The 25,085-nt window shown below is 62.1% G+C and carries 22 protein-coding genes and 1 pseudogene; 17 read left to right on the forward strand and 6 right to left on the reverse strand.

What is annotated here, in order from left to right; translation table 11 throughout:
- Window positions 1–27: 27 nt before the first annotated feature.
- From NLY33_RS16225 to NLY33_RS16235, 3 genes are all read right to left on the reverse strand, one after another.
- Entirely contained in the window at window positions 28–675 is a 648-nt protein-coding gene (locus tag NLY33_RS16225; protein ID WP_023668347.1) for a LuxR C-terminal-related transcriptional regulator, read from the reverse strand.
- Complete coding sequence (locus NLY33_RS16230) at window positions 672–2,063, reverse strand: sensor histidine kinase (protein WP_023690914.1); 1,392 nt, start codon at window positions 2,061–2,063, stop codon at window positions 672–674. The genes NLY33_RS16225 and NLY33_RS16230 overlap by 4 nt, the downstream gene beginning before the upstream one ends.
- Before the next feature lie 163 nt (window positions 2,064–2,226).
- Window positions 2,227–2,529 (reverse strand): DUF1236 domain-containing protein, encoded by a 303-nt coding sequence (locus NLY33_RS16235; RefSeq protein ID WP_023731684.1) that lies wholly within the window; start codon window positions 2,527–2,529, stop codon window positions 2,227–2,229.
- A 579-nt stretch (window positions 2,530–3,108) separates the two neighbouring features.
- Here NLY33_RS16235 and NLY33_RS16240 point away from each other — a divergent pair.
- The 3 genes from NLY33_RS16240 to ilvN all read left to right on the forward strand — a co-directional run bounded on the left by NLY33_RS16240 (window position 3,109) and on the right by ilvN (window position 6,853).
- Window positions 3,109–4,071: a DUF1236 domain-containing protein gene (locus NLY33_RS16240; RefSeq protein WP_023668350.1), complete on the forward strand. Its 963-nt coding sequence runs from the start codon at window positions 3,109–3,111 to the stop codon at window positions 4,069–4,071.
- 331 nt (window positions 4,072–4,402) lie between these two features.
- The gene (locus tag NLY33_RS16245; protein WP_023668351.1) at window positions 4,403–6,199 is read left to right on the forward strand and encodes an acetolactate synthase 3 large subunit; all 1,797 of its coding nucleotides are present in this window, start codon (window positions 4,403–4,405) and stop codon (window positions 6,197–6,199) included.
- 81 nt (window positions 6,200–6,280) lie between these two features.
- A complete protein-coding gene (gene ilvN, locus NLY33_RS16250) occupies window positions 6,281–6,853 on the forward strand; it encodes an acetolactate synthase small subunit (RefSeq protein ID WP_023668352.1) in 573 nt (190 codons plus the stop codon).
- A gap of 11 nt (window positions 6,854–6,864) precedes the next feature.
- Here the strand turns inward: ilvN and NLY33_RS16255 are convergent, their stop codons facing one another.
- Window positions 6,865–7,245 (reverse strand): metalloregulator ArsR/SmtB family transcription factor, encoded by a 381-nt coding sequence (locus tag NLY33_RS16255; protein ID WP_050590892.1) that lies wholly within the window; start codon window positions 7,243–7,245, stop codon window positions 6,865–6,867.
- A gap of 156 nt (window positions 7,246–7,401) precedes the next feature.
- Here NLY33_RS16255 and NLY33_RS16260 point away from each other — a divergent pair.
- The 9 genes and pseudogenes from NLY33_RS16260 to NLY33_RS16300 all read left to right on the forward strand — a co-directional run bounded on the left by NLY33_RS16260 (window position 7,402) and on the right by NLY33_RS16300 (window position 17,166).
- Window positions 7,402–8,356: pseudogene (locus NLY33_RS16260) on the forward strand (acyl-CoA desaturase).
- A gap of 123 nt (window positions 8,357–8,479) precedes the next feature.
- Complete coding sequence (locus tag NLY33_RS16265) at window positions 8,480–9,076, forward strand: LysE family translocator (protein ID WP_023688075.1); 597 nt, start codon at window positions 8,480–8,482, stop codon at window positions 9,074–9,076.
- A gap of 225 nt (window positions 9,077–9,301) precedes the next feature.
- Window positions 9,302–10,591 (forward strand): efflux RND transporter periplasmic adaptor subunit, encoded by a 1,290-nt coding sequence (locus NLY33_RS16270; protein WP_023707192.1) that lies wholly within the window; start codon window positions 9,302–9,304, stop codon window positions 10,589–10,591.
- Window positions 10,588–13,749, forward strand: coding sequence for an efflux RND transporter permease subunit (locus NLY33_RS16275; protein ID WP_023707737.1), 3,162 nt, complete (start codon window positions 10,588–10,590; stop codon window positions 13,747–13,749). Before NLY33_RS16270 ends, NLY33_RS16275 begins: the two co-directional genes overlap by 4 nt.
- A gap of 65 nt (window positions 13,750–13,814) precedes the next feature.
- Window positions 13,815–14,438, forward strand: coding sequence for a nitrile hydratase subunit alpha (gene nthA, locus NLY33_RS16280; RefSeq protein WP_023690920.1), 624 nt, complete (start codon window positions 13,815–13,817; stop codon window positions 14,436–14,438).
- On the forward strand, window positions 14,435–15,094 hold the full coding sequence (gene nthB, locus NLY33_RS16285; RefSeq protein ID WP_023690921.1) for a nitrile hydratase subunit beta: 660 nt from the start codon (window positions 14,435–14,437) through the stop codon (window positions 15,092–15,094). The genes nthA and nthB overlap by 4 nt, the downstream gene beginning before the upstream one ends.
- Complete coding sequence (locus tag NLY33_RS16290) at window positions 15,081–15,455, forward strand: nitrile hydratase accessory protein (RefSeq protein ID WP_023690922.1); 375 nt, start codon at window positions 15,081–15,083, stop codon at window positions 15,453–15,455. Before nthB ends, NLY33_RS16290 begins: the two co-directional genes overlap by 14 nt.
- 34 nt (window positions 15,456–15,489) lie before the next feature.
- A complete protein-coding gene (locus tag NLY33_RS16295; RefSeq protein WP_155921648.1) occupies window positions 15,490–15,732 on the forward strand; it encodes a hypothetical protein in 243 nt (80 codons plus the stop codon).
- 306 nt (window positions 15,733–16,038) lie between these two features.
- On the forward strand, window positions 16,039–17,166 hold the full coding sequence (locus tag NLY33_RS16300) for an ATP-dependent DNA helicase (RefSeq protein WP_023668361.1): 1,128 nt from the start codon (window positions 16,039–16,041) through the stop codon (window positions 17,164–17,166).
- A gap of 20 nt (window positions 17,167–17,186) precedes the next feature.
- Here NLY33_RS16300 and NLY33_RS16305 read toward each other — a convergent pair whose 3' ends face one another.
- Window positions 17,187–17,606: a SpoIIAA family protein gene (locus tag NLY33_RS16305; RefSeq protein WP_023682069.1), complete on the reverse strand. Its 420-nt coding sequence runs from the start codon at window positions 17,604–17,606 to the stop codon at window positions 17,187–17,189.
- Between the two features lie 112 nt (window positions 17,607–17,718).
- Between NLY33_RS16305 and NLY33_RS16310 the strand changes: the two genes are divergently transcribed.
- The 4 genes from NLY33_RS16310 (at window position 17,719) to NLY33_RS16325 (ending at window position 23,588) form a co-directional block, all read left to right on the forward strand.
- Window positions 17,719–18,459, forward strand: coding sequence for a pyridoxine 5'-phosphate synthase (locus tag NLY33_RS16310; RefSeq protein WP_023702989.1), 741 nt, complete (start codon window positions 17,719–17,721; stop codon window positions 18,457–18,459).
- A 77-nt stretch (window positions 18,460–18,536) separates the two neighbouring features.
- A complete protein-coding gene (locus tag NLY33_RS16315; RefSeq protein ID WP_023823130.1) occupies window positions 18,537–20,450 on the forward strand; it encodes a potassium transporter Kup in 1,914 nt (637 codons plus the stop codon).
- Window positions 20,451–20,591: 141 nt separating this feature from the next.
- Window positions 20,592–22,511 carry a potassium transporter Kup gene (locus NLY33_RS16320; RefSeq protein ID WP_286438802.1) on the forward strand — a complete coding sequence of 640 codons (1,920 nt, stop codon included), beginning with the start codon at window positions 20,592–20,594 and terminating at the stop codon, window positions 22,509–22,511.
- 36 nt (window positions 22,512–22,547) lie between these two features.
- Entirely contained in the window at window positions 22,548–23,588 is a 1,041-nt protein-coding gene (locus tag NLY33_RS16325; protein ID WP_023706161.1) for an SDR family oxidoreductase, read from the forward strand.
- Between the two features lie 50 nt (window positions 23,589–23,638).
- On the opposite strand, the gene NLY33_RS16330 is transcribed toward NLY33_RS16325, so the two are convergent.
- Window positions 23,639–24,529 carry an SDR family oxidoreductase gene (locus NLY33_RS16330; protein ID WP_023706160.1) on the reverse strand — a complete coding sequence of 297 codons (891 nt, stop codon included), beginning with the start codon at window positions 24,527–24,529 and terminating at the stop codon, window positions 23,639–23,641.
- A gap of 138 nt (window positions 24,530–24,667) precedes the next feature.
- On the opposite strand from NLY33_RS16330, the gene NLY33_RS16335 reads away from it, so the two are divergent.
- The gene (locus NLY33_RS16335; RefSeq protein WP_023690335.1) at window positions 24,668–25,075 is read left to right on the forward strand and encodes a winged helix-turn-helix transcriptional regulator; all 408 of its coding nucleotides are present in this window, start codon (window positions 24,668–24,670) and stop codon (window positions 25,073–25,075) included.
- The last annotated feature ends 10 nt before the right edge of the window (window positions 25,076–25,085 follow it).

Genomic DNA, 25,085 nt, shown 5'->3' on the forward strand with positions numbered 1-25,085 from the left:
CCGACCTTCAGACAAGCCCCGATCTCCCTATACAAGACCCGTTTTGGGCGCGTGCATAAGAATGGCTGCTTCGGTGCGGTTTCGCACCTTTAGCTTTTGAAATATCCGAGTCATGTGGTGTTTTACCGTTTTCTCCTGCAGGTTGAGACGTTTGGCGACTTCTTTATTGCTCAGTCCTTCGCCTACCAAGGAGATTATCCCAAGCTCGCGTCCCGAGAGATTGGCAACGAGATCGGTTGTGCGCTTTTCCGGCCGGATCAGTTCATTCAAAAGCTGCGCTGACAGGGTCGGCGAAACATATTTTTTTCCTGCGGCTATATAAGTCAGCACCTCGGCCAGCGATGCCGCCCCAATCCCTTTCAGCACATATCCGCGTACGCCCAGCCTGAGCGCCGTTGCCAAATCGGCGTTCGCCTCCGAGACGGTGAGCATGACGATCTTGCAGTCAGGCTGAGTTGCAAGAATATTTTCCGCTGCCGCCAGACCCCCTCCCGGCAAACTGATGTCTAGCAGCAATATGTCGGGATTTGCCAAGGCCGCAAGCTGTTCGGCATCCGTCGCGGTTTCGCCCGCACCAACGACTTCGAAGCCGCCGATTTCGGCGAGGCTGCGAGCCACACCCTCGCGAAACAGCGGATGATCATCAACAATGGCAATCCTTATGGGAGCGGTCATTTCTGGTCCTCGATGTTGAGCGTTATGGTCAGCCGGGTCCCCCTGGGGCTCGAAAAGGTCTCGAAGTGACCTCCGATACTTTCGATACGTTCCCTCATACCGGCGAGTCCAAGTCCTTCACACGATCCCGACTGGAATCCAGGGCCGTGATCAAGCACTTGAATGAGGAGCTTGCCCTGCGTCACTCTCGCCTTGACAGCCTGCCCCTTGCCCAGACCGTGTCGCCAGGCATTGTTCAGCCCCTCCTGCGCGAAGCGAAAGATGCTTATTTTCTCGGACGTCCCCAGGTCGGGCAGGCGAGATGGCAGTGAAAGCGATACGGAGGAGGCCGTCCGGCGTTCATGTTCGGCAACCGCAAGCCGCAATATCTCCGCGACTGTCGAAGCTTCGATCTGTGGCAGCACGAGGCCGGTGCAGATGGCGCGGATCTCCCGCATCGCCTCGTCCAACGTATGATGGATATCGGCGATCTCGGTCTTCCGGTGGCTTGGGGATGCGGCGGGATCGAGCAGCAGAGGGCTGTCCATGCGCAGCGCAGCCAGTGCGACCAGCTGAGCTGGACCGTCATGCAAATCAGACCCGATGCGACGCAAGTAACGCTCGTTGATTGCCGTTGCGCGGCGCGACGCCTGCTGGACGCGCTCCCGCAAAGCGGAATTCTGCTCCAAAAGCAACTGAAGTTCGGCCACTTGTGTCTCAAGCGCTGAACGCTGCGTTTCGATAGTGCTGCTGCCGCGAAGCACGATTCCCGAGAGCATCGCCAAGGCGACCGCGGTCGCGCCAGCCACGAGCAGCCAGCTCGACCATAGTGCCGAGTTTAAAGTGCCCTGAAGATCGTCGGCTATCTCGTAGAACTCGGAAACGGCCACAACATCGCCCGACCACGGCTCTCGAACCGGATTGTAGATCTCGAGCAGCGAGGCGGTGGGGCTCTTCCGTTCCTTCCTTTCATTTTCGTCCAGATCATTGAATTGCGCCACCACGTTTCCACCGAACGCATGCAGCAAGTTCGCATTTGGCTCGAAGGTCTGGCCGATAAGAGCCGCGTCTTTGGCGTACAGCACCTTGCCATCACGCCGCCAAAGCACGAACGACGCCAGTTTTTTGCCGAGAGCACCCTGGTCCAGGGTTTCATCGAGCGCCCGTTTAACGGTGTCGCTGAGCTGCTGGCTTTTGCGCATATCCGGCAGGATTGGCGCGATGACACTGTCGACGTAAAGCGCGGTCGTGCTTGCAGAGTTGCGGATCACTCCATCTCGTATTTGCGAGGTGACCCATAGGCCGACGACCAGCATCAGCGACAGCAGCCCAATGCTTCCGACTATGATGAACTGCCAAGCCAACGATAGCCTGTTCCAGTTTTGATAGAGACTATCAATGTAGCGCACGTCTCAACCGACCCCGCGACTTTGGCCGCGCCAAAATGCCTAAGCCATCCTACATCTAGAACGGTCGATGGTGCGAGCAAGCGCTAGGTTGAATTGCCGGGGAAACCGCAATTTCAGGGCATGATCCCACCGCCACCCGCGGGGAACGGCGGTGGGATCAGCGTTACTGTATGATCTTGACGATCTTCCGCGTGCCGGGGTCGACCAGCACGGTTCGCCCGTCGACCACAACGTAGCGATACTTGACGCTCGGCACTTCATGCAGTTCCACCGTGTCGGGAATGGCGGTCCCCACGTTCAATTCGACACCTGGAATCTTCACCGACGCAAGGGGCTGCTTTTTCACGTATTCGCGCACAACCGTTTCCTGCTCCGGCGCGATGATGACGTCTTGAGCGGCAACTACGCCCGCGCTCGCGAGCAGCAAGAATCCGGCAATTGCGGTCGACTGGTACATGGTCGTCATGATTCTCTCCTTCATCAACGCTCATGCATCTTGCGCGAGCTCGATTCCGATACGGTGGTTGTTGGTGAGGTTGATGCACACCGCAAGCCGAACGGGCTTTTCGCGGCTGCGTTCCCGCGTGGGGCTTCGGTCCGGGTGTCATCGGGCCAATGGACTATAGGGAGAGGGACCAAAGTCTGGTGCCAGGCTGTAGAGGTCCTAGAGCCTCCTCAGGGCGGAACACAGGGTTCTCGGCATCGTTGAGATCAGCACTTGTGGGAGGCGTTAATGGACAACAGCGTCCATCAGGCACGATGGTTGCTCTTGCCTGTTTTCGGGGTAGCCATCCTGGTCATGACGACGGGAGTACTTCTAAGCTTGTGAGGCTGGTGTCATCGCTATGGGATCACAAGCTCAGAAAAAAGCAAAAATCTTGCGTTGCATTAATTTTTTTATGCAATTTGTAGCTGATTGTTGGCAAAACTACTGCCTACATTTATTGGTCTTCTTAGAAGCCCGATTTTATTCGCAAAATGCGGAACAAAGTATTTTTGACAGAGTTGGCTAGGCTGAGGGACCGACTCTTTAAGGAGAAAGCAGATGAAACATGTGTTGATCACGAGCATGATTGCGCTTGGCGTCGGGTGCGGCGCCGCGATCGCCCAGACCCAGGCTGTGCAGCCGAGCGGCGGCGACAACTGCGCCGCTGGCGCGGCCGATTGCCAGAAGGGCGGCAAGGCCGGCGAACAGGCGCAAGGCAAGATGAAGTCACAGACCGATCAGAATGCACAGGGCCAGGCTGGCGCCACGACCGATCAGCAGGCTCAGGGCAAAGCCAAGCTCAAGACGGATGAACAGGCACAGGGCAAGGCCGGGACCAGTACCGAGCAGAATGCTCAGGGTCAGGCCGGCGCCACGACCGATCAGCAGGCTCAGGGCAAGGCCAAGCTCAAGACGGATGAACAGGCCCAGGGCAAGGCCGGGACCAGCACCGAGCAGAATGCTCAGGGCCAGACCGGCACCAGCACCGAGAAGCAGGCTCAGGGCAAGGCCAAGCTCAAGACGGATGAACAGGCCCAAGGCAAGGCCGGGACCAGCACCGAGCAGAACGCTCAGGGCCAGACCGGCACCAGCACCGAGAAGCAGGCTCAGGGCAAAGCCGGGACCAGCACCGAGCAGAACGCTCAGGGCCAGACCGGCACCAGCACGGACCAGCAGGCCCAGGGCAAGGCCGGGACCACCACCGAGCAGAACGCTCAGGGCAACACAAACGTCCAGACCGACCAGGGCAATACGGCCTCGATCAACAACGTGACAGTCGAGCAGAAGACGCAGGTCACGCAGATCATCCACGAGACCAGGGTTGAGCCGGTGAAGAACGTCGACTTCGACATTTCGGTCGGCATCGAGGTGCCGCGGCACAAAGTGCGCCTGCACCGTCTGCCGGCGCGCATTGTCAAGATCGTCCCGGCTTACGAATCCTATGAGTACTTCGTGCTGGCCGACGGGCGCATCGTCATCGTCGACCCGGATACGTACAAGATCGTGCTGATCCTGACGTGACACGGCAGTGGCTCTTGTTCCCGGCGCGGTGCGATTGAGGGGTATCGTATGCGCCGCGGTGGCCCGCCGACCAGAGGCGGCGGGCCACTTGCTTTGTCTTTCGCATCGCGCGTTTTTCCCGTTGACACCTTGCCTTTCACCCTCGTAGTGTCCGCCACGATGAAAAAGGCACTCATTCTCGTAGGAAAGCGCGTGGGCAAGGCGGTGTAACCGCCGGGCGAAAACCTCCCATGCGCAACACACAGGCTCCCATCGGGGGCCTTTTTTATTGCCCGAAACACGACTAAACGACCAGCAATCGCCTCATGGCTAGAAGTACGGGACCAGACCGATGAGCAACGGACAGAACGAACGGCGCGAAATGCCAAACAGGGAAATGACTGGCGCCGAAATGGTGGTGCAGGCGCTGAAGGACAATGGCGTCAAGCATGTCTTCGGCTATCCCGGCGGCGCGGTGCTTCCGATCTATGACGAAATCTTCCAGCAGGACGAGGTCGAGCACATCCTCGTCCGCCACGAGCAAGGCGCAGGGCATGCGGCCGAAGGCTATGCCCGCTCGACCGGCAAGGCCGGCGTCATGCTGGTGACCTCCGGCCCGGGCGCCACCAATGCGGTGACGCCGCTGCAGGATGCGCTGATGGATTCGATCCCGCTGGTCTGCCTGACCGGGCAGGTGCCGACTTCGCTGATCGGCTCCGACGCGTTCCAGGAGTGCGACACGGTCGGCATCACGCGCCCCTGCACCAAGCACAACTGGCTGGTGAAGGACGTCAACGAATTGGCCGCCACCATCCATGAGGCCTTCCATGTCGCGACGACCGGCCGCCCCGGCCCGGTGGTGGTCGACATTCCGAAGGATGTGCAGTTCGCCAAAGGCATCTATGTGCCGCCGCAGGCGGCGCCGCGCACCAGCTACCAGCCGAAGGTCCAGGGCGACCTGGAAAAGATCAAGGCCGCCGTCGAACTGATGGCCAGCGCCAAGAAGCCGATCATCTATTCGGGCGGCGGCGTCATCAACTCCGGTCCGGAGGCCAGCCATCTTCTGCGCGAACTGGTCGACCTCACCGGCTTCCCGATCACCTCGACGCTGATGGGCCTCGGCGCGTATCCGGCATCGGGCAAGAACTGGATGGGCATGCTGGGCATGCACGGCACTTATGAAGCCAATATGGCGATGCATGATTGCGACGTGATGATCTGCATCGGCGCGCGCTTCGACGACCGCATCACCGGACGGCTGACCGCCTTCTCGCCCAACTCGAAGAAGATCCACATCGACATCGATCCATCGTCGATCAACAAGAACGTGCACACGGAAGTGCCCATCATCGGCGATGTCGGCCGGGTGCTGGAGGACATGGTGCGGCTGTGGCGGGCGAGCGCCAAGGCCGACAAGAAGGCGCTCCATCCCTGGTGGGAGCAGATCGCCAAATGGCGCGCGCGTGACTCGCTCGCGTTCAAGATGAACCACGATGTGATCATGCCGCAATATGCCATCCAGCGGCTCTACGAACTGACCAAGGACATGGACACCTACATCACCACCGAGGTCGGCCAGCACCAGATGTGGGCGGCGCAGCACTATCATTTCGAGAAGCCGAACCGCTGGATGACGTCGGGCGGGTTGGGCACGATGGGCTACGGTCTGCCGGCTGCGCTCGGCGTGCAGATCGCGCACCCGGATGCGCTGGTCATCGACATCGCAGGCGATGCCTCGGTGCAGATGACGATGCAGGAGATGAGCGCGGCGGTGCAGCACAATGCGCCGATCAAGATCTTCATCCTCAACAACCAGTATATGGGCATGGTGCGCCAGTGGCAGCAGCTGCTGCACGGCAACCGTCTGTCGCATTCCTACACCGAAGCGATGCCCGACTTCGTCAAGCTGGCCGACGCATATGGCGGCCATGGCATTCGCTGCGAGAAGCCGGACGAGCTGGACGATGCGATCAAGGAGATGATCGCGGTGAAGAAGCCGGTGCTGTTCGATTGCCGGGTGGCGACGCTCGCCAACTGCTTCCCGATGATCCCGTCGGGCAAGGCGCATAATGAAATGCTCCTGCCCGACGAGGCGACCGACGAAGCCGTGGCCAACGCCATCGACGCCAAGGGCAGGGAACTGGTCTAGGTCCAAGCCGGGGCAGGGCTGTCGCGAGAAGCCGTGCGCAAACAGAGAATTAGCTCAAAGTCTGAAATCGAGATTCATGTCATGAACGCACAGCTTCAACCGACCGGCTCCGCCTATTTCATCGCCAAGGAAACGGAAAAGCCGGAGAACCACACGCTCTCCGTGCTGGTCGACAATGAGCCCGGTGTGCTTGCCCGGGTCATCGGCCTCTTTTCCGGCCGCGGTTATAACATCGAGAGCCTCACCGTCTCCGAGACCGAACACGAGAAGCACCTGTCGCGCATCACCATCGTGACGCGCGGCACGCCGCATGTGCTGGAGCAGATCAAGCACCAGCTCGAACGCATCGTACCGGTGCATCGCGTCGTCGATCTCACCGTGCGCTCGCACGAGTTCGGCCAGGAGCGGCCGCTGGAACGCGAGTTGGCGCTGGTCAAGGTCGCCGGCACCGGCGAAGCCCGCGTCGAGGCGCTGCGTCTGGCGGACGCTTTTCGCGCTTCGGTCATCGACGCCAACACCGAGCACTTCATCTTCGAGATTACCGGCAAGGGTTCGAAGCTCGACCAGTTCATCGCCATCATGAAGCCGCTCGGCCTGGTCGAGATCTGCCGCACCGGCGTGGCGGCGATGAACCGCGGCCCGCAAGGGATGTAGTCTCAGTCCAACTATTTTACCGGCTTGGGATCGACCTTGCCGCTCGCCAGATTATTACTCTCCCTTTTGATCGGGCGCGATACCGGACAGACGTCCTGGACGAAGCCGTTCAGCGTGTTAACCAGATTGTTCTGGACCAGCGAGTAGCGGATGAATTGTCCCTGCCGCTCCCTGGCGATGAGGCCGGCCGTCTCCAGGATGCTCAGATGCTGCGAGATCGACGGCTTCGACATGTCGAAGCGCGCCGCGATCTCGCCCGCGGTCAGCGAGGAGTGGGCGAGATAGGCGAGGATCTTGCGCCTCGGCTGCGATGACAGCGCCTCGAACACGCGCTGTATGGCGCTGCTTGCCCCGATAGCCGTGTCGCCATCCGCTGCATTGTCTTCGATCACCGCCTGCCTCTGTCGTTTCGCTTCCGGTATTTAGTCTATTGCCTAAATACCTAAATCGGAATAGTAGATAGTTAGCTTATTGCCTAAATAAGCGCCGGCGCGCCGGAAGGCAAGGCTCTTTGGTCCGGAAATGTTTCCTGCAGAGGAGGGGTACCGATGAAGACCATATCCACAGGCAGAATGATCTCGCAGCCCTTGAGCGATGCCGAAGATGGCGAGGTCGTCTGGATGCCGGCCAAGTCGATCTGGGTCGGTGCGATGACGCTGATTGCGTTGGTGTTCGGGCCGCTGACCTTCAGCTGGAGCGCTTTCGCCCTGTTCGTAGCGACGACGGCGGTGACGATCTGCGCCGGACACTCGGCCGGCATGCATCGCCTGCTCATCCATCGCTCGTTCAAGGTTCACATCTGGCTCAAACACGCGCTGGTCTATCTCGGCACGCTCGTCGGCATGGCCGGTCCGTTCGGCATGATCTATGCGCATGACATACGAGACTGGGCGCAGCGCCAGACGGCTTGTCACGACCTGCACGCCCACCGCCGGCCTTTCTTCACCGACGCTTTCTGGCAAATGCATTGCGCCGTAGCGTTGCGCAATCCGCCTGACTTCGTCATCGAGCCGTCGATCAGAAACGACCGCTTCTACAAATTCGTCGAGCGGACCTGGATGCTGCAGCAACTGCCGTGGGCGATCCTTTTCTTGCTCCTCGGCGGGTGGAGCTGGGTGGTCTGGGGCATTGCGGTGCGTATCTCCGTGTCGCTGACCGGGCATTGGCTGGTCGGGCATTTCGCACATCGCAGCGGGCAGCAGGGCTGGCGCGTCGATGGCGTTGCCGTGCAGGGCTACAACCTGCCGCGTTTCGGCCTGGTGACCTTTGGCGAGAGTTTCCACGGCAATCACCATGCGTTTCCCGAATCCGCAAAGCTCGGCCTGGAACGCGCAGATCGATCTCGGCTGGCTCTTCATCCGCATCCTGGCTGCCCTCGGCCTCGCGCATGGCGTGAAGCTTCCCGGGAACACGCCGAGGCGCAAAGGCCTGCGGCGTGTGGCTGGCCGTCAGGAGGCCGCCGCCGCTCCCAGCCTGTTGTCGGCGCGGGCCCACGGCAGGTAGACTGTGCCGGCCTGGCTGGCTCGGGATAGGCGGATCACGGCGGAGCGCTTTGGACCAATGGAATGAGGTTGCGTCCAGCGCTCTGTCGATTTAAGTCAGCATTGCTGACCTTTGTGAGCCGTCATGACCCTCGACGCTTTCCTTGCCCTTTTGGTCTACGCCTTCGTGACCTCGATCACGCCGGGGCCGAACAACCTCATGCTCTTGGCGTCGGGCGTGAATTTCGGCCTGGTCAGAACCATCCCGCATATGCTGGGCATCAGCATGGGTTTCCTGGTGCTGTTGCTTGCTGTCGGCTTTGGCCTGGGCGCGGTGCTTACGGCGTTTCCGGCCTTGCACACCGGATTGAAGATCGCCGGCGCTGCCTATCTGCTCTATCTCGCCTGGAAGATCGCCATGTCGCGCTCGCTGTCCAGCAAGGGTGAGACGGAGGCACGGCCGATGCGGTTCATCGAGGCAGCCGCATTCCAGTGGGTCAATGCGAAAGCCTGGGTGATGGCGATCACCGCCATGGCCGTCTACTCCAATCCGGACCACCCGTTCCTGTCGGTGGCGCTGATCGCGATCGCCTTCACCGTCGTCAACCTGCCGAGCGTCTCGATGTGGGCCGGTTTCGGCACAGCGCTGCGCGGGTTCCTGTCGGATCCGGTGCGGCTGAAATGGTTCAACATCGCCATGGGCGTGCTCTTGGCGGCGACGCTCTGGCCGATGCTGAAATAGACGCATCCCGCCTGAGATCTCAACCGCATCCTGGCTGGTTTTCCGACTGCTGAGCCGGCTGCATAGTCATTGTGCAGTGCACATTAAATCTTCGTAATGCCGTGTTTTGGCCCTTTTCCGACAAATGTGCGTCCTATCTACTTCGGCGAGATCGCGGCAAGGCGCCGTGATTGCGTAGAATGAGACCACCGGGTTCGGCGTGTCGGATCATAGGGCTTTTAGTCGATGCGCGGTAAAGTCGTTCTGGCGGTGGTGGTGGCAGCGGCCTGTGTCGCCGCGGCATGGGTCTATTTTTCGCCGGCGGCGATGAGCAGTCTGCAGCAGATGCTGCCGGGCGCCAGGCAGACGGCAGCGGCGGACAAGCCGGCTGGATCGGACAAGGCTTCGGCCGACAAGGCAGGGGGCAAATCCGGCGCCGGCGGCAATGCCGCCCGTTCGGCCTCGATCGTCTCGGCCACCGCGACAACGGCCGATTTTCCGATCCGCCGTTACGCCATCGGCTTCGTGTCGTCGCCGGCCGTGGTCAACATCAACGCCCGCGTGTCCAGCCAGATCGTATCGATCGACGTCAAGGACGGCCAGATGGTGAAGGCCGGCGACCTGCTGTTCTCGCTCGACGACAGGGCGCTCAAGGCGCAGCTTGCCAAGGATCAGGCGACGCTCGCCAAGGACCAGGCGCTGCTAACCAGTTCGGGCTCCGACCTTCAGCGCGCCAAGGATCTCGTCGCCAAGCAGGCCGGCACGCAGCAGACTTACGATCAGGCGGTGGCGGCGCAAAAGGCTGCCGCGGCGACGGTCGATGCCGACAAGGCGACGATCGACGCCGACAATGTCCAGCTCGGCTTTGCCAGCATCAAGGCGCCGATTGCCGGCCGGCTGGGCGCGGTCAACGTTTCGGTCGGTGACCTCGTCACCTTGAGCAACGGCAACTCGAGCACGGCCACGCCGCTGGTGACGATCACCGAGATGGATCCGCTGCAAGTCAACTTCAACCTGCCGGAGAGCAACCTGGCGCTGCTGCACAAGGCGCTGGCCAACCCGCAGCAAGGCGCGGTGACGCTGACCAAGGATGGCGATCCGACGCCGATCGGCAAGGGCACGCTCGACTTCGTCGATTCCAGCGTCGACACCGCGTCCGGCACCATCGCGACACGGGCGAGCATTCCCAACGCCGATCTTTCACTGTGGCCCGGCCAATATGTGAATGTCGTGCTCGACGCTGGCATCATGCCGCAGATGACATCCATCCCGACCGTTGCCGTGCAGCCCAGCCAAAAGGGACCGTTCGTCTATGTCGTCAAGCCCGACAACACGGTCGAGATGCGACCGGTGCAGGTGGCGCTGACCGAAGGCGAAAACAGCGCCATCAGCGAGGGCGTCAAATCAGGCGAGAAGGTGGTGGTCGAGGGCCAGACCAGGCTGAAGGACGGCGCCGCCATTCACGAAGGCAAGGCGGCCGGCGGTGATCAAGCTGCTCCCAAGGTCGCCGAGGCCGGCAAGGCGGCTGCCCAATGATTTCCGAATTCTGCATACGCAGGCCTGTCGCCACGCTGCTGATGTCGTTCGCCCTCGTGCTGGGCGGGCTGTTCGCCTACAAGTTCCTGCCGGTGGCGGCGCTGCCGAGCGCCGAATTCCCGGTCGTCAACGTCTCGGCCACCCTGGCCGGCGCTTCGCCCGAAACCATGGCCACTTCGGTGGCGACGCCGCTGATCAAGCAGTTCGCCACCATTGCCGGCATCGATTCGATCTCGACCAGCAATTCGCTGGGACGCACCTCGATCGCCATCCAGTTCGTGCTCAACAGGGATATCGACGCTGCCGCCGCCGATGTGCAGGCAGCGATCGCGCGCACGCAGCGCCAGCTGCCGCCCGAGATGACGGCGCCGCCGAGCTATCGCAAGGTCAATCCGGCCGACGCGCCGATCCTTTTGATGTCGCTGGTCAGCGACACGGTTCCGCTCACCGACCTCGACGCCTTCGCCGAAAACGTCATCTCGCCCTCGCTGTCGACCATCGACGGCGTGGCGCAGGTGTCGATCTTCGGCCAGCAGAAATATGCGGTGCGCGTGCAGATCGATCCGACCGCACTTGCCGCGCGCGGCATTTCGATCGATCAGCTGCAGACGGCGATCGCCTCGGCCAACTCAAACACGCCGCTTGGCGTGTTGCAGAACGACAAGCAGCAGCTGACCATCACGGCCAATACGCAGCTCACCGATGCCGCCGGGTTCTCCAACCTCATCATCGCCACCAAGAACGGCCATCCGGTGCGGCTGGGCGAGGTGACCCGCGTCATCGACTCGGTCGAGACCACGACGACTGCAAGCTGGTATGACGGCACGCGCGCCATCATCCTGGCGGTGCAGCGCCAGCCCGACGCCAACACCGTCGACGTCGTCGACAAGGTCAAGGCGATGCTGCCGTCGTTCAGGGATCAGATGCCGGCCGCAGCCGACATAAAGCTGCTCAACGACCGCTCGACCTCGATCCGCCAGGCCGTCGACGACGTCCAGTTCACGCTGCTTCTGACCATCGCTTTGGTGGTGATGGTGATCTTCGTCTTCCTGCGCCGGGTGACTGCAACCATCATTCCGGCCGTGGCGGTGCCGATCTCGTTGATCGCGACGCTCGGCGCCATGTTCCTGTTCGGCTTCTCCATCGACAACATCTCGCTGATGGGCCTGACGCTCGCAGTCGGCCTCGTCGTCGACGACGCCATCGTCATGCTGGAAAACATCTTTCGCCACATGGAGGAGGACGGTCTCTCGGCCTTCGATGCCTCGCTGAAGGGCGCGCGCGAAATCGGCTTCACCATCATCTCGATCTCGATCTCGCTGGTGGCGGTGTTCATCCCCGTGCTTCTAATGGGCGGCGTCATCGGCCGCATCTTCAACGAATTCGCCGTCGTGGTGACGGTCGCCATCCTGGCTTCGATGTTCGTGTCGCTGACACTGACGCCAATGCTGTGTTCGCGCTTGCTGTCGGTGACCAAGGCCGATCGCGACAAGCATGCCCCCGGCCACAAGCAGGATATCGTCACCCGCGGCTATGACCGGCTTTTGACCTTCTGCCTGCGCCACACTTTTCTGGTGTTCCTCGTCTTCGCCGGCACGGCGGCAGGGTCGGTCTGGCTGATCGAGGTCTCGCCGAAAGGCTTTTTCCCGCAAGAGGATATCGGCCAGATCTCGGTTACGACGATCGCCAGGCAGGACATCTCCTACGACGCCATGGTCAAGCTGCAGAACCAGGCGGCAAGTGTCTTCTCGCATTCGCCCTATGTCTCGCATGTCGCCTGGTCAGCCGGCGGCGGCAACAATGCGCTGAACCAGGGCCAGCTCTATGTGCAGCTGAAGGACAAGAGCCAGCGCCCCGACATCGACAAGGTGCTGTCGGATCTGCGGCGGCAACTGGCCACTGTGCCGGGGATCGATGCCTATATGCAGCCGGTGCAGAACCTGCGGCTTGGCGCGCGTTCTTCCGCCAGCGCCTACCAGCTCGTCGTTCAGGGCCTCGATACCGGCTTGACCGACACATGGGCGCAAAAGCTCGACGATGCGATGGCGGCCGATCATGCGAATTTCACCGACGTCACCAGCGATTTGCAGAACAATTCATTGCAGGCGACGCTGGTGGTCGATCGCGACAAGGCGGCCTCGCTCGGCATCGACACCGACACGCTGCGCTCCAGTCTCTATGGCGGCTTCGGCACGGAGCAGGTCTCGACGATCTTCGGCTCGGCCGACAGCTACGAAGTCATCATGGAGCTCGATCCCAACATCGAATGGTCGCCCGAGCGCATGCTGGCCATCCAGGTCAGGACGGCAAGCGGCAGCCTGGTGCCGCTCGGCGCCTTTGCCCGCGTCGACCGCACCGCCGGCGCGCTGACGGTCAACCAGCTCGGCCAGCTGCCGGCGGTGACCATCTCCTACAACCTGCCGCAAGGCGTGGCGCTGGGCGACAGCACGGCCCGCATCGCCGCGCTGAAGGAGCAGATCGGCATGCCGCCGGCGATTTCGACCAGCTTTGCCGGCACCGCCAAGACCTTCCAGGATTCGCTGGCCAATCAGGGCCTGCTGATCGGCGGCGCCGTTCTGACCATCTATATCGTACTCGGCATCCTCTATGAGAGCTTTATCCATCCGCTGACCATTCTGACCGGCCTGCCTTCGGCGGTGCTGGGCGCGGTGGTCGCGCTGCGCTTTGCCGGCATGGACCTGTCGGTGATCGCGGTGATCGGCATCCTGATGCTGATCGGCATCGTCAAGAAGAACGGCATCATGATGGTCGACGTCGCGCTGGAGCTGCGACGAGAAGGCATGTCGGCCAAGGAATCCATACACAAGGCGTGCCTGATGCGTTTCAGGCCGATCATGATGACGACGTTGGCGGCGCTGATGGGCACGTTCCCGATCGCGCTCGGCACCGGCGCCAGTGCTGAGCTGCGCCAGCCGCTCGGTGTCGCGGTGGTTGGCGGTCTCCTGGCGTCGCAGGCGCTGACGCTGTTCGTCACCCCTGTCATCTATGTCTATTTCGAGAATTTCTCCGGCTGGCTGGTGAGCTTCTTCTCTTGGAAAAAGAACAGGCCGGAGCTGCATGCGGTCGAGAGCGGCGAGCAGGCCTCGCTGTTCGCTCCCGAGGATCGGCTCGAGCCGCAAAGGGCCGCCGCCGAATAGGCGATAGCCCGTGGCCCAAGCTGTCATGCTTGCGGCCGCGTGCCGCCGATCCTAATCTGAGGGTCATGTCCCATGATCATGACCACGACAATGAGCTCGACCCATTTGCGGCGCGCGTGCGCGCGCTGGAGACCATCCTCACCGAAAAAGGCCTGATCGATCCGGCGGCGATCGACGTCATCGTCGACACCTACGAGACCAAGATCGGGCCGCGCAACGGCGCCAGGGCGGTGGCGAAAGCCTGGAGCGATCCGGCCTTTGCCGAGTGGCTGAAGCGCGACGCGACTGCGGCGATCACCTCGCTGGGCTACACCGGCCGCCAGGGCGAGCACATGCAGGCGGTGTTCAACACGGACGAGACGCACAACCTCGTCGTCTGCACGCTGTGCTCCTGCTATCCGTGGTCGGTGCTCGGCCTGCCGCCGGTCTGGTACAAGGCGCCGCCCTATCGCTCGCGCGCCGTGATCGATCCGCGCGGCGTGCTGGAGGAGTTCGGGCTGACCTTGCCGGCGGAGAAAAACATCCGCGTCTGGGATTCGACTGCCGAACTGCGCTATCTCGTGGTGCCGATGCGGCCTGACGGTACCGAAGGCTGGAGTGAGGACCAACTCGCCGAACTGGTCAGCCGCGATGCGATGATCGGCACGGCGGTGGCCAAAGAACCCGGGACAAAGAAGGTACCGGCATGAACGGGCCGCAGGATCTCGGTGGGCAGATGGGTTTCGGGCCGGTCGCGCCCGAAAAGGACGAACCGTATTTTCATGCGGATTGGGAGAGGCGGGCGCTCGGCGTGACGCTGACTGCCGGCGCCATGGGCGCGTGGAACATCGACGAGAGCCGGCACGCCAGGGAATCGCTGCATCCGGCCGTCTATTATTCCTCAAGCTACTACCAGATATGGATCAAAGCGCTCGAGGTGCTGCTGAAGCGCCATGGCTTCGTCAGCGAGCGCGATCTGACGGAAGGTCGGGCGGTCGATCCGGCGGCGACGCCCAAAAGGGTGTTGAAGGCCGAAAACGTTCCGGCGGTGCTGGCCAAGGGCAGTCCCTGCGACCGGCCGGTCGAGACGGCGCCGCGCTTCAAGGCCGGCGACCCGGTGCGGACAAGGAATTTCAATCCCACCGCCCACACGAGGCTGCCGCGTTATGCGCGCGGCAAGCACGGAGTTGTCGAGGCCGTGCGTGACGGTTTTGTGTTCCCCGACAGCAACGCGCATGGCAACGGTGAAAACCCGCAATGGGTCTATACCGTGGTCTTCGATGGCTCGGAAATCTGGGGCGAGGGCGCCGACCCGACGCTGACCGTCTCGATCGATGCCTGGGAGAGCTATCTTGAGCCGGCCTGAAGGTGCACTGCCGGCGGGTCTGGACGAACCGGTATTCGCCGAACCCTGGCAGGCCGAAGCCTTCGCCATGACGGTGGCGCTGCACGACAAGGGCCTGTTTTCCTGGGCCGAATGGGCCGATGCGCTGTCGGCGCAAGTGAACAAGCCGGGCGCCGCAAGCGATGGCCACGATTATTACGAGCATTGGCTGGCTGCGCTGGAGACGCTGCTGGCGGCCAAGGGCGTCGCGGGAAAAAGTGACGTCGACACGCTCGCCGCCGCCTGGGAACGCGCCGCGCATGCAACCCCGCACGGCAAGCCGATTTTGTTGGAGAACGATCCCGGGCCGACCAGAGGTAGCGGCGGCGGCGCGAACATATAGTCCGCCTGTGGTTGTGTTTGAAATCTGGCGGCCGATGCAACTAATTTTCGACGACCATGCGTTCGTCGTCCCCATAGACAAACGCCTCAACGACGGCGAAGCGGCCACGGTTTTTGGAAATGGCGACGAAGTCGTTGTCACCCAAGTGGAGGATCACTTGCTCGTCGCTGATGGTAACACGTCTATGGTTCTGGCATTTTCGTCACTCAGACAGGCCGTGACCTCGGTATATATCGCGAACCCTGCGTCATCCGACAAGGAGACAACGATGCCATAACCAGGTTCGCCGATTTCGATCTTCTTTATCGACTTTCCGATCAGCCTGTCTGCGAACGACCTCATCAATATCCTCGCTTATAGGTGTCTGCGCCGATCTGCATCTCGATCATGTCCGTGATAGTGGCATTGCCCGATCTAGGTTCAAATGCCTGAATTCAAATCGTTCGTTATCCGCTTGCATGTTCACTTTACGTTCGCATTTGCGCCTGCTAGTTTGTCCCGTTGAAGGTGAGGCAATCCCATCGTTTTAAGCGGTGTTAGCACCAAGCTTGTCTTTCTCTCGCGAATCCGGTCTGTCGAACCGATGGAATTCTCCCCCCAACAGGACGAGGCTCTGAAAGCGGTGGCGCGCTGGCTGAAAGAGGGCCGGCCGCAGGTCTTCCGGCTGTTCGGCTATGCCGGCACCGGCAAGACCACGCTGGCGCGCTATTTTGCCGAGCATGTCGACGGGCAGGTGCAGTTCGCCGCCTTCACCGGCAAGGCGGCGCAGGTGCTGCGTTCCAAGGGCGCGGTCAATGCTCGCACCATCCATTCGTTGATCTACCGGCCGAAGGGCGAGGAATCGGTGTCGGACGAGGTGACCGGCAAGACCTCGATGTCGCCGACCTTCTCGCTCAACCGGCAAAGCCCTATTTCACGGGCGAAGCTGGTGGTCATCGACGAATGCTCGATGGTCGACGAGCAGCTTGGCCGCGACCTTCTGAGTTTTGGCACGCCGATCCTGGTGCTTGGCGATCCGGCGCAGCTACCGCCGATCTCGGGCGGCGGCTTTTTCACCGAGCATGAGCCGGATGTGCTCTTGACCGAAATCCACCGCCAGGCGCGCGACAATCCGATCATCCAGCTGGCGCTCGACGTGCGCGAGGGCCGCGAGTTCATGCGTGGCGACTACGGCACCGCGCAGGTCATCGGCAAGGAGGACGTCACCCAGGAGCTGGTGCTGAAGGCGGACCAGGTGTTGGTCGGCACCAACCGCACACGCCGCCGCTACAATCAGCGCCTGCGCGAGCTGAAGGGTTTCAATGCCGATTATCCGCAGGCCGGCGACAAGCTGGTCTGCCTGCGCAACGACCCCGCCAAGGGCCTGCTCAACGGTTCGCTGTGGAAGGTGATGACCTCGTCGCGCGAGACGGTGAAGCCGGGCATCAACCTTCTGGTCTCGCCCGAGGAGGACGATCCCGACCGCGGCGTCGCCAAGATCAAGCTGCTCAAGTCGGCTTTCGAGGATCCGGACGCCGATATCCCCTGGCAGCAGAAGAAGCGCTTTGACGATTTCGACTATGGCTACGCGCTGACCGTGCACAAGGCGCAGGGTTCGCAGTGGAACGACGTCGTTCTATTCGACGAGAGCTGGGCATTCAAGGAAACCCGCCAGCGCTGGCTTTATACCGCCATCACGCGGGCGGCAGAGCGGCTGACGATTGTTAGATAGCTGGCGTTAGATAGCCGGCGTCAGGTAGCAGCCGGCGCAGCAGGGCTGAGTGGCGTCGCGCCCAGCCATTGCCAGGCATCCGCTTCGTCCTCGGCCGCGAAGTGCCTGAACTCGATGGGTGGCGAAGCCGGAAGGAAGTTCCGCGCATCCGCTATCCAGTCGGGCTCACCGATCGTCGCGCACCGGGCGATATGCTCTAGCGCATGCACCGTACCTTGTTTCAGCGTCTCGTCGTCCATATCGATCCAGTCGACGCCCTCATGATCGACCAGCCGCACCAAGACGTCGATCCTCGGGTGCAGCGCGTAGGCAGCCTCCAGCAATCCAAACAGATTTTCGCCGTCGGCGGCCGAGACATGGCCGACGACGTCGATGGCGAAAAGGTCCTCACGGTCGGTTTCCAGGCGGCGGATCGCGGGCACGGATTGGAGAAAATTCATTGGCTGGGTTCCCCCTTGCGAGCAGATGTCACCACTGGAACACCCGAAAGCCCCTGTCTGTTCCCATCAAAGGCAGTATAGATGCGCTGCACAAACAGCCGGACCTCACGCCATGCCCGCGAAACTCTCGGTCAATCTCAACGCCATCGCCATGCTGCGCAACCGCCGCGACCTGCCGTGGCCGAGCGTCACCGGGCTCGGCCGCCTAGCGCTTGCCGCCGGCGCGCACGGGCTGACGGTTCATCCGCGGCCCGACGAGCGCCACACCAGGCATTCCGACCTGCCGGAGATCCGGGCGTTGATCGACGACGAGTTTCCCAAGGCGGAATTCAACATCGAGGGCTACCCGACCGAGGATTTTCTGGCGCTTGTGGAAAGGCACCAGCCGGAGCAGGTGACGCTGGTGCCCGACGATCCGGCGCAGGCGACATCAGACCATGGCTGGAACTTTGCCGCCGAGGCGGCGTTCCTTAACCCGATCGTCAAGCGTCTGAAAAAAGGGGGCTTCCGCGTGTCGCTGTTTTCCGATCCGGATCCCACCGGCGTCAATGCCGCGCGCGATACCGGCGCCGACCGCATCGAGCTCTATACCGGGCCCTACGGCAGCTACCATTCCGATTCCGCCAAGGCGCGGAAGGAGCTGGAAAGATTGGGAAAAACCGCGGATGCCGCACTCGCCGCCGGGCTCCAGGTCAATGCCGGGCACGATCTGGTGGTGAACAACCTTCCGGCATTGGCAAAGCGCATTCCGGCATTGGCCGAAGTGTCTATCGGACACGGGTTGACAGCCGATGCGTTGGAGTATGGCATGGCCGGCACGGTGGGGCGGTTTCTGAAGGCTTGCGGTTGGTAGCGGTGGAAGGCTCGTGTCGAAGGTGATATCGCATGACAGCAAGCAAGGCGCACCGCGCGGTGATCGGGGAGTAGTCGATGGCTCTTTCCAGCATCGGTAGCGAGGCTGAACCCGTCGAACAACCGAACCACTCCCACACTGAACAGCACAGCACCAAAGTTCTGATGCTGGGCGCGCTTGGCGTCGTCTATGGCGATATCGGCACCAGCCCGATCTATGCCTTCCGCGAGGCGCTTCACGCTTCGCCTGGTACCGACACGCGCATAGATGTCCTGGGCGTGCTGTCGCTGATCGTCTGGGCGCTGACGATTATCGTCACCATAAAATACGTCGCTTTCGTGCTTCGCGCCGACAACAAGGGCGAGGGCGGCACGCTGTCCCTGATGGCGCTGGCGCGCAGCGCCTATCCAAAAGGCGCCAAGCTTATCCTCGGCATCGGACTTTGCGGGGCGTCGCTTTTTTTCGGAGACGCTATCATAACTCCGGCCATTTCCGTGCTGTCGGCAGTTGAGGGCCTGGAAGTGGTGACACCGACGCTGGAGGCCTATGTCGTTCCGATCACCTTGGTCATCCTGGCATTTCTGTTCTCCGTGCAGCGCTTCGGCACGGGGAAGGTGGCGGCAGTATTCGGGCCGGTGACGGCGCTATGGTTCCTGGCCATCGGCGTTTCCGGGCTCTACCACCTGATGGATGATCCTTCGGTGCTGTTGGCGATCAACCCGTATTATGCGATCGCCTACTTAGCCGGCACGCCGACCGCCGCTTTCGTGACCGTTGGTGCAGTGTTCCTGGCGGTAACGGGGGCCGAGGCGCTTTATGTCGACCTTGGACATTTCGGGCGCAAGCCGATCGTGCTCGCGTGGTTTTCCGTGGTGTTTCCTTGCCTGCTGCTCAACTACTTCGGCCAGGGCGCCTTTGTATTGGCGAATGGCGGCAGGCCGACCAATCCATTCTTCGAGATGTTGCCGGATTGGGCGCTGATGCCAATGGTCGGCTTGGCAACGGCCGCCACCGTGATCGCCAGTCAGGCGGTGATCTCGGGTGCTTTTTCGCTGGCACGTCAGGCAGTGCAACTCAACCTGCTGCCCCGCATCGAGGTGCAGCACACGTCCGAAATGCAGAGCGGCCAGATTTATATGCCGCGCGTCAACCTGCTCATCGCCCTGGGAGTGATGCTGCTGGTTGTCGGCTTCGGCAGCTCGAGTTCGCTGGCTTCCGCTTACGGAATTTCGGTGACCGGCGAGATGCTGATGACAACCATTCTGCTGTTCGTTGTCATGCGCAATTTGTGGAAATGGCAGCTTGGGCTCGCCCTGGCATTGGCGCTGCTGTTCGGCACCATCGACATGGGTTTCTTCCTGGCGAATGTCGTCAAGATCGTGGAAGGCGGATGGGTGTCAATATCCGTTGCCTGCCTCATGGGGCTGATCATGACCACCTGGATACGCGGCAGCCGCTATCTCTTCGACAAGACCCGGCGCAACGAAATCCCGCTCGATTTCCTCGCCGGCAATCTGTTGAAGAAGAAGCCGCAGCTGGTGTCCGGCACCGCCGTGTTCCTGACCAGCGATCCGCAAAGCGCGCCGACAGCGCTGATGCACAGCCTGAAGCACTACAAGGTGCTGCACGAGCAGAACGTCATTCTGTCGGTGGTCACCGCACCGCAGCCGCTGGTGCCCGACAGCGAACGGGTCAAGATGGAGACAGTCAACGAGTTGTTCATGCGGGTGACGCTGACCTTCGGCTATATGGAGCAGCCCAACATTCCGCGCGCGCTGGCGATCTGCCGCAAGCAGGGCTGGAAGTTCGACATCATGACGACTTCGTTCTTCCTGTCGCGGCGCTCGCTCAAGGCATCGCCCAATTCCGGCATGCCGGTGTGGCAGGACAAGCTGTTCATCGGGCTCGCCCGCTCGGCGGCCGATGCGACGGAGTATTTCCAGATCCCGACCGGACGTGTGGTCGAGATCGGCACGCAGGTGGCGATCTGAGGTTTCCGGCAGCCTTTGACGCCACGCACCGGTCATTGCGGGGCAAGCCCTGCGCTGGGAACATGGTAGCCCTACCGTCACGGCACTTGATATTGCATCGCAGCAAGCGTAGAGCACCGCGCGCTTATCGGAGTGTCGTCCATGGCCCTTACCAATGCTGGTATTGAGGCAGAACCCGTCGAACAATCGAGCCATCCCGAAATCGAACAGCACAGCACCAAAGTTCTGATGCTGGGCGCGCTCGGTGTGGTCTATGGCGACATCGGCACCAGCCCGATCTACGCCTTCCGGGAAGCGCTTGTTGCGTCCTCCGGCGGCGAAATCGCCGAGCGCGGCGATATTCTGGGCGTGCTGTCGCTGATCATCTGGTCGTTGACGATTATCGTCACCATCAAATACATCATGTTTGTGCTCAGAGCCGACAACCGAGGCGAGGGCGGCGTGCTGTCGCTGATGGCACTGGCGCGCGGCAGTTTCCCGACCCGCTCGGCGATCATCCTGGCCATCGGTATTGTCGGCGCGTCATTGTTCTTCGGTGACGCCGTCATCACGCCGGCAATCTCGGTGCTTTCGGCGGTTGAAGGCATGAATGTCGTTACCCCGACCTTCCAGCCCTACGTCGTGCCGCTGACGCTGGTCATCCTTGCGATCCTGTTTTCGGTGCAGCGCTTCGGGACCGGCGGTGTGGCGCTGATCTTCGGGCCGATCACGGCGGTCTGGTTCCTGGCTATCGGTCTTTCGGGCTTGAACCACATCATCGCCGATCCCGAAATCCTGTGGGCGGTCAGCCCGCACTACATCGTCGCCTTCCTGATCAATTCGCCCGATGTCGCCTTCGTGACCATCGGCGCCATCTTCCTCGCCGTCACCGGTGCCGAAGCGCTTTATGCCGATCTGGGCCATTTCGGCCGCAAGCCCATCGTGCTCGCCTGGCTGGCCATCGTGTTTCCCTGCCTGCTGCTAAACTATGCCGGGCAGGGCGCTTTCGTGCTGGCGAAGAACGGTCACGTCGGCCACCCATTCTTCGAGATGAACGAAGGCTGGACGCTGATCCCGATGGTGGTGCTGGCCACTGCCGCGACGGTTATCGCCAGCCAGGCGGTGATCTCCGGCGCCTTCTCGCTGACCCGGCAGGCGGTGCAGCTCAATATGCTGCCGCGCCTCGAAATCCTGCACACGTCGGAACGGCAGTCGGGCCAGATCTACATGCCGCGCGTCAATGTTTTGCTGGCGTTGGCGGTGATGTTGCTGGTCGTCGGTTTCGGCGAGTCGAGCAAGCTCGCCTCCGCCTATGGCATCTCGGTGACCGGCAACATGTTGGTGACGACGGTGCTGCTGTTCGTCGTCATGACCCGCATCTGGAAATGGCGGCTGTGGGTGGCGGTCGCCATGACGGCGCTGTTCGGCTTCATCGACATCGGCTTCTTCGCCTCCAACATCGTGAAGGTGTTCGAGGGCGGCTGGGCGTCGCTTGCGGTGGCCTTCACCATCGTTCTGGCGATGTGGACCTGGGTGCGCGGCAGCCGCTATCTGTTCGACAAGACCCGGCGCAACGAAATCCCGCTCGATTTCCTCGCCGGCAATCTGCTGAAGAAGAAGCCGCAGCTGGTGTCCGGCACCGCCGTGTTCCTGACCAGCGATCCGCAAAGCGCGCCGACAGCGCTGATGCACAGCCTGAAGCACTACAAGGTGCTGCACGAGCAGAACGTCATTCTGTCGGTGGTCACCGCCCCGCAGCCGCTGGTGCCCGACAGCGAGCGGGTCAAGATGGAGGCAGTCAACGAGTTGTTCATGCGGGTGACGCTGACCTTCGGCTATATGGAGCAGCCCAACATTCCGCGCGCGCTGGCGATCTGCCGCAAGCAGGGCTGGAAGTTCGACATCATGACGACGTCGTTCTTCCTGTCGCGGCGCTCGCTCAAGGCATCGCCCAATTCCGGCATGCCGGTGTGGCAGGACAAGCTGTTCATCGGGCTCGCCCGCTCGGCGGCCGATGCGACGGAGTATTTCCAGATCCCGACCGGACGTGTGGTCGAGATCGGCACGCAGGTGGCGATCTGAGGGGTCTCGAAGGGATAAATCGTCGAGGAGGCTAATATGAGCGGCGAATTGGTGCTGGTCACCGGCGGGTCCGGCTTCCTCGGCGCTCACTGCATCCTCGAACTGTTGAAGGCCGGCTACCGCGTCCGCACCTCCGTGCGATCGGCCAGGCGCGAAGCCGATGTGCTCGCCATGCTCAAGGCAGGTGGCACGGAGCCCGGTGACGCCCTTTCATTCGCCCATGCCGATCTGATGGCCGACGCAGGCTGGCCGGCGGCGGTGGCCGGCTGCGATTACGTGCTGCATGTCGCATCGCCTTTTCCGCCCGGCGTGCCCCCGCATGAGGATGACCTGATCCTTCCGGCACGCGAGGGCGCGTTGCGCGTGCTGCGGGCGGCGCGGGATACCGGGGTCAGGCGCGTCGTGCTCACCTCATCCTTCGCGGCCGTCGGCTATGGCAAGATGCGCGCGGATGGGCAGCCTTTCAACGAGGAAAACTGGACCGATCCGGCAGGCAAGGTCAGCGCCTATGTGAACTCCAAGACGCTCGCCGAGCGCGCGGCCTGGGATTTCATCGCCGAGCAGGGCGGCGCGCTGGAGCTTGCGGTCGTCAATCCCGTTGGCATCTTTGGACCGGTGCTCGGCGCGGACCATTCGACCTCGACCGAATTTGTCCAGCGCATGCTGAACGGCGCCGTGCCTGGGCTGCCGCGCCTGTCCTTCGGCGTCGTCGACGCGCGCGACGTGGCGGATCTGCATGTTCGCGCCATGACCCACCCCGCCGCCAAGGGCGAACGGTTCCTCGCTGTCGCCGGCGATTTCATGACGGTGCGCGAGATCGCGCAGACCCTGAAGACGCGGCTCGGGCCGGCGGCGTCGCGCGTCTCGACGCGGGAGTTTCCCGATTGGCTAGTGCGCATCATCGGGCTGTTCAATCCGGAAGCGGCACAACTCGCAACGGAACTGGGCAAGATCAAGAACGCCACCAACGCCAAGGCGGTGCGCGTGCTCGGCTGGGCGCCACGCTCGCGCGAAGATGCTTTGATTGCCACGGGCGAAAGCCTGATCCGGCTGGGACTGGTCAAGCGACGTAAGTAATTGTGCGGGAGGCCGAACCTTAAGGGCTCGGCGTCCCGCAATGGCAGCTTTCAGCCGGCCAGTGCAGCCTTGTTCGTCTCCAGAAACTGCTTCAGCGGCACCGACTTTCGGCCGGAGAGTTTTTCGACCGCGTCGGTCACCATGCCGAGGTCACCGGCGCGGGCGGCGGCGTCGAATGAAACCAGCACCTTGGCGAAGGGTTCAGGCAGGCCGGCCGACTTCATTCCCTCGGTCAGGGCTTCGTCGGAAAGCTGGATGACCTTGATCGGCTTGCTGGTGACCTCGGTGACCAACGCCGCCACTTCGGCAGCCGTATACGCACTGGGGCCGGTGAGCGTGTAAGTCGCGCTTTCGCTGCTGTCCGAGGCGAGCCCCGCTGCGATCGCCGCCGCGAAATCGTCACGCGTGCCGTAGGAAATGGCGCCGTCGCCGGCGGAGGTGTACCACTGACCCGACGCCAGAACCTGCGGCAACGCCATGAACAGGTTCTCGTTATACCAGCCATTGCGGAATATCGTGTAGGGGATCCCGCTCGCCTTGATCGCCTGTTCGGTGTCGTAGTGGTCGGGCGCGAAAACAACCGGCGAACCAGGCTCGGGGTTGGGCATCGAGGTGTACAGCAGGTGGCCGACGCCAGCCTGTTTGGCCGCCGTCACCGCCGCAAGCTGCTGCTCGCGCCGCTTCCCCTGTACCTCAAGTTCGTTGGTCGAGATGACGAGTGCCCGGTCGGCTCCCGCGAAGGCCTCGGCAAGCGATTGCGGGTCGTTGAAGTCAGCGGCTCTGACGACGACGCCGCGCGCCGCCAGATCGGCAAGGTTGGCGGGTGTACGGGTGGTGGCGATGATGCGGTTTGCGGGGATCTTTAATGTGTCCAGCAGGTGGTTGATGACGCCGCGGCCAAGCTGGCCGGAAGCGCCGGTGACGAGAAGGGTTGCGGTCATGGGGGATCCTGAAATTGCGCCGGGTGGCGGGTGCTTCTGACAGTCTCAAAAAGAGACCAGCACTAAAATAAGAATTGACCGGCCACCGTAAAGAAGGCAGTTTTTAGGGAGGTAGGCACCGCCAGGGAACCAGCAGCCATGGACGGCAAGGTCGTCAATCTGAGAACCAAGCTCAATATATTCAAAGCCACCAGCGATGGCGCAAACATTGCCGATTGCCCGGTTCGCGACGTGATGCAGGGCGTGAACGGCAAATGGAGTTCGCTGCTGATGGCGGCGCTCGCCGAGCAGCCCTATCGTTTCGGCGAGTTGCGGCGCCTGGTGCCCGACATCTCGCAGCGCATGCTCACCCAGACGCTCCACGATCTGCAGCGCGACGGCTTTGTTCATCGCGAAGTGTTCCCGACCAAGCCGCCAAGCGTCGAATACAGCCTGACCGATCTCGGCCGTTCGATGTTCGGCGCCTTGCATCAATTGATCCTGTGGGCCGAACTCAACCATGGTGCGGTGCGCAAGGCGCGCGCTGCCTTCGACGCCGGTGGCTGATATTTTGGTC

The sequence above is a fragment of the Mesorhizobium sp. C432A genome (assembly GCF_030323145.1).
Taxonomy (GTDB): Bacteria; Pseudomonadota; Alphaproteobacteria; order Rhizobiales; family Rhizobiaceae; genus Mesorhizobium.

What these genes read in the sequence shown, in the direction of transcription:
- NLY33_RS16240 (WP_023668350.1), top strand. Translation starts at nt 3,109, where the DNA reads ATGAAACATGTGTTGATCACGAGCATGATTGCGCTTGGCGTCGGGTGC.
- NLY33_RS16265 (WP_023688075.1), top strand. Translation starts at nt 8,480, where the DNA reads ATGACCCTCGACGCTTTCCTTGCCCTTTTGGTCTACGCCTTCGTGACC.
- NLY33_RS16300 (WP_023668361.1), top strand. Translation starts at nt 16,039, where the DNA reads ATGGAATTCTCCCCCCAACAGGACGAGGCTCTGAAAGCGGTGGCGCGC.
- NLY33_RS16335 (WP_023690335.1), top strand. Translation starts at nt 24,668, where the DNA reads ATGGACGGCAAGGTCGTCAATCTGAGAACCAAGCTCAATATATTCAAA.
- NLY33_RS16235 (WP_023731684.1), bottom strand. Translation starts at nt 2,529, where the DNA reads ATGACGACCATGTACCAGTCGACCGCAATTGCCGGATTCTTGCTGCTC.
- NLY33_RS16310 (WP_023702989.1), top strand. Translation starts at nt 17,719, where the DNA reads ATGCCCGCGAAACTCTCGGTCAATCTCAACGCCATCGCCATGCTGCGC.
- NLY33_RS16245 (WP_023668351.1), top strand. Translation starts at nt 4,403, where the DNA reads ATGAGCAACGGACAGAACGAACGGCGCGAAATGCCAAACAGGGAAATG.
- NLY33_RS16320 (WP_286438802.1), top strand. Translation starts at nt 20,592, where the DNA reads ATGGCCCTTACCAATGCTGGTATTGAGGCAGAACCCGTCGAACAATCG.
- NLY33_RS16325 (WP_023706161.1), top strand. Translation starts at nt 22,548, where the DNA reads ATGAGCGGCGAATTGGTGCTGGTCACCGGCGGGTCCGGCTTCCTCGGC.
- NLY33_RS16275 (WP_023707737.1), top strand. Translation starts at nt 10,588, where the DNA reads ATGATTTCCGAATTCTGCATACGCAGGCCTGTCGCCACGCTGCTGATG.
- NLY33_RS16330 (WP_023706160.1), bottom strand. Translation starts at nt 24,529, where the DNA reads ATGACCGCAACCCTTCTCGTCACCGGCGCTTCCGGCCAGCTTGGCCGC.
- ilvN (WP_023668352.1), top strand. Translation starts at nt 6,281, where the DNA reads ATGAACGCACAGCTTCAACCGACCGGCTCCGCCTATTTCATCGCCAAG.
- NLY33_RS16305 (WP_023682069.1), bottom strand. Translation starts at nt 17,606, where the DNA reads ATGAATTTTCTCCAATCCGTGCCCGCGATCCGCCGCCTGGAAACCGAC.
- nthB (WP_023690921.1), top strand. Translation starts at nt 14,435, where the DNA reads ATGAACGGGCCGCAGGATCTCGGTGGGCAGATGGGTTTCGGGCCGGTC.
- nthA (WP_023690920.1), top strand. Translation starts at nt 13,815, where the DNA reads ATGTCCCATGATCATGACCACGACAATGAGCTCGACCCATTTGCGGCG.
- NLY33_RS16225 (WP_023668347.1), bottom strand. Translation starts at nt 675, where the DNA reads ATGACCGCTCCCATAAGGATTGCCATTGTTGATGATCATCCGCTGTTT.
- NLY33_RS16270 (WP_023707192.1), top strand. Translation starts at nt 9,302, where the DNA reads ATGCGCGGTAAAGTCGTTCTGGCGGTGGTGGTGGCAGCGGCCTGTGTC.
- NLY33_RS16315 (WP_023823130.1), top strand. Translation starts at nt 18,537, where the DNA reads ATGGCTCTTTCCAGCATCGGTAGCGAGGCTGAACCCGTCGAACAACCG.
- NLY33_RS16295 (WP_155921648.1), top strand. Translation starts at nt 15,490, where the DNA reads ATGCAACTAATTTTCGACGACCATGCGTTCGTCGTCCCCATAGACAAA.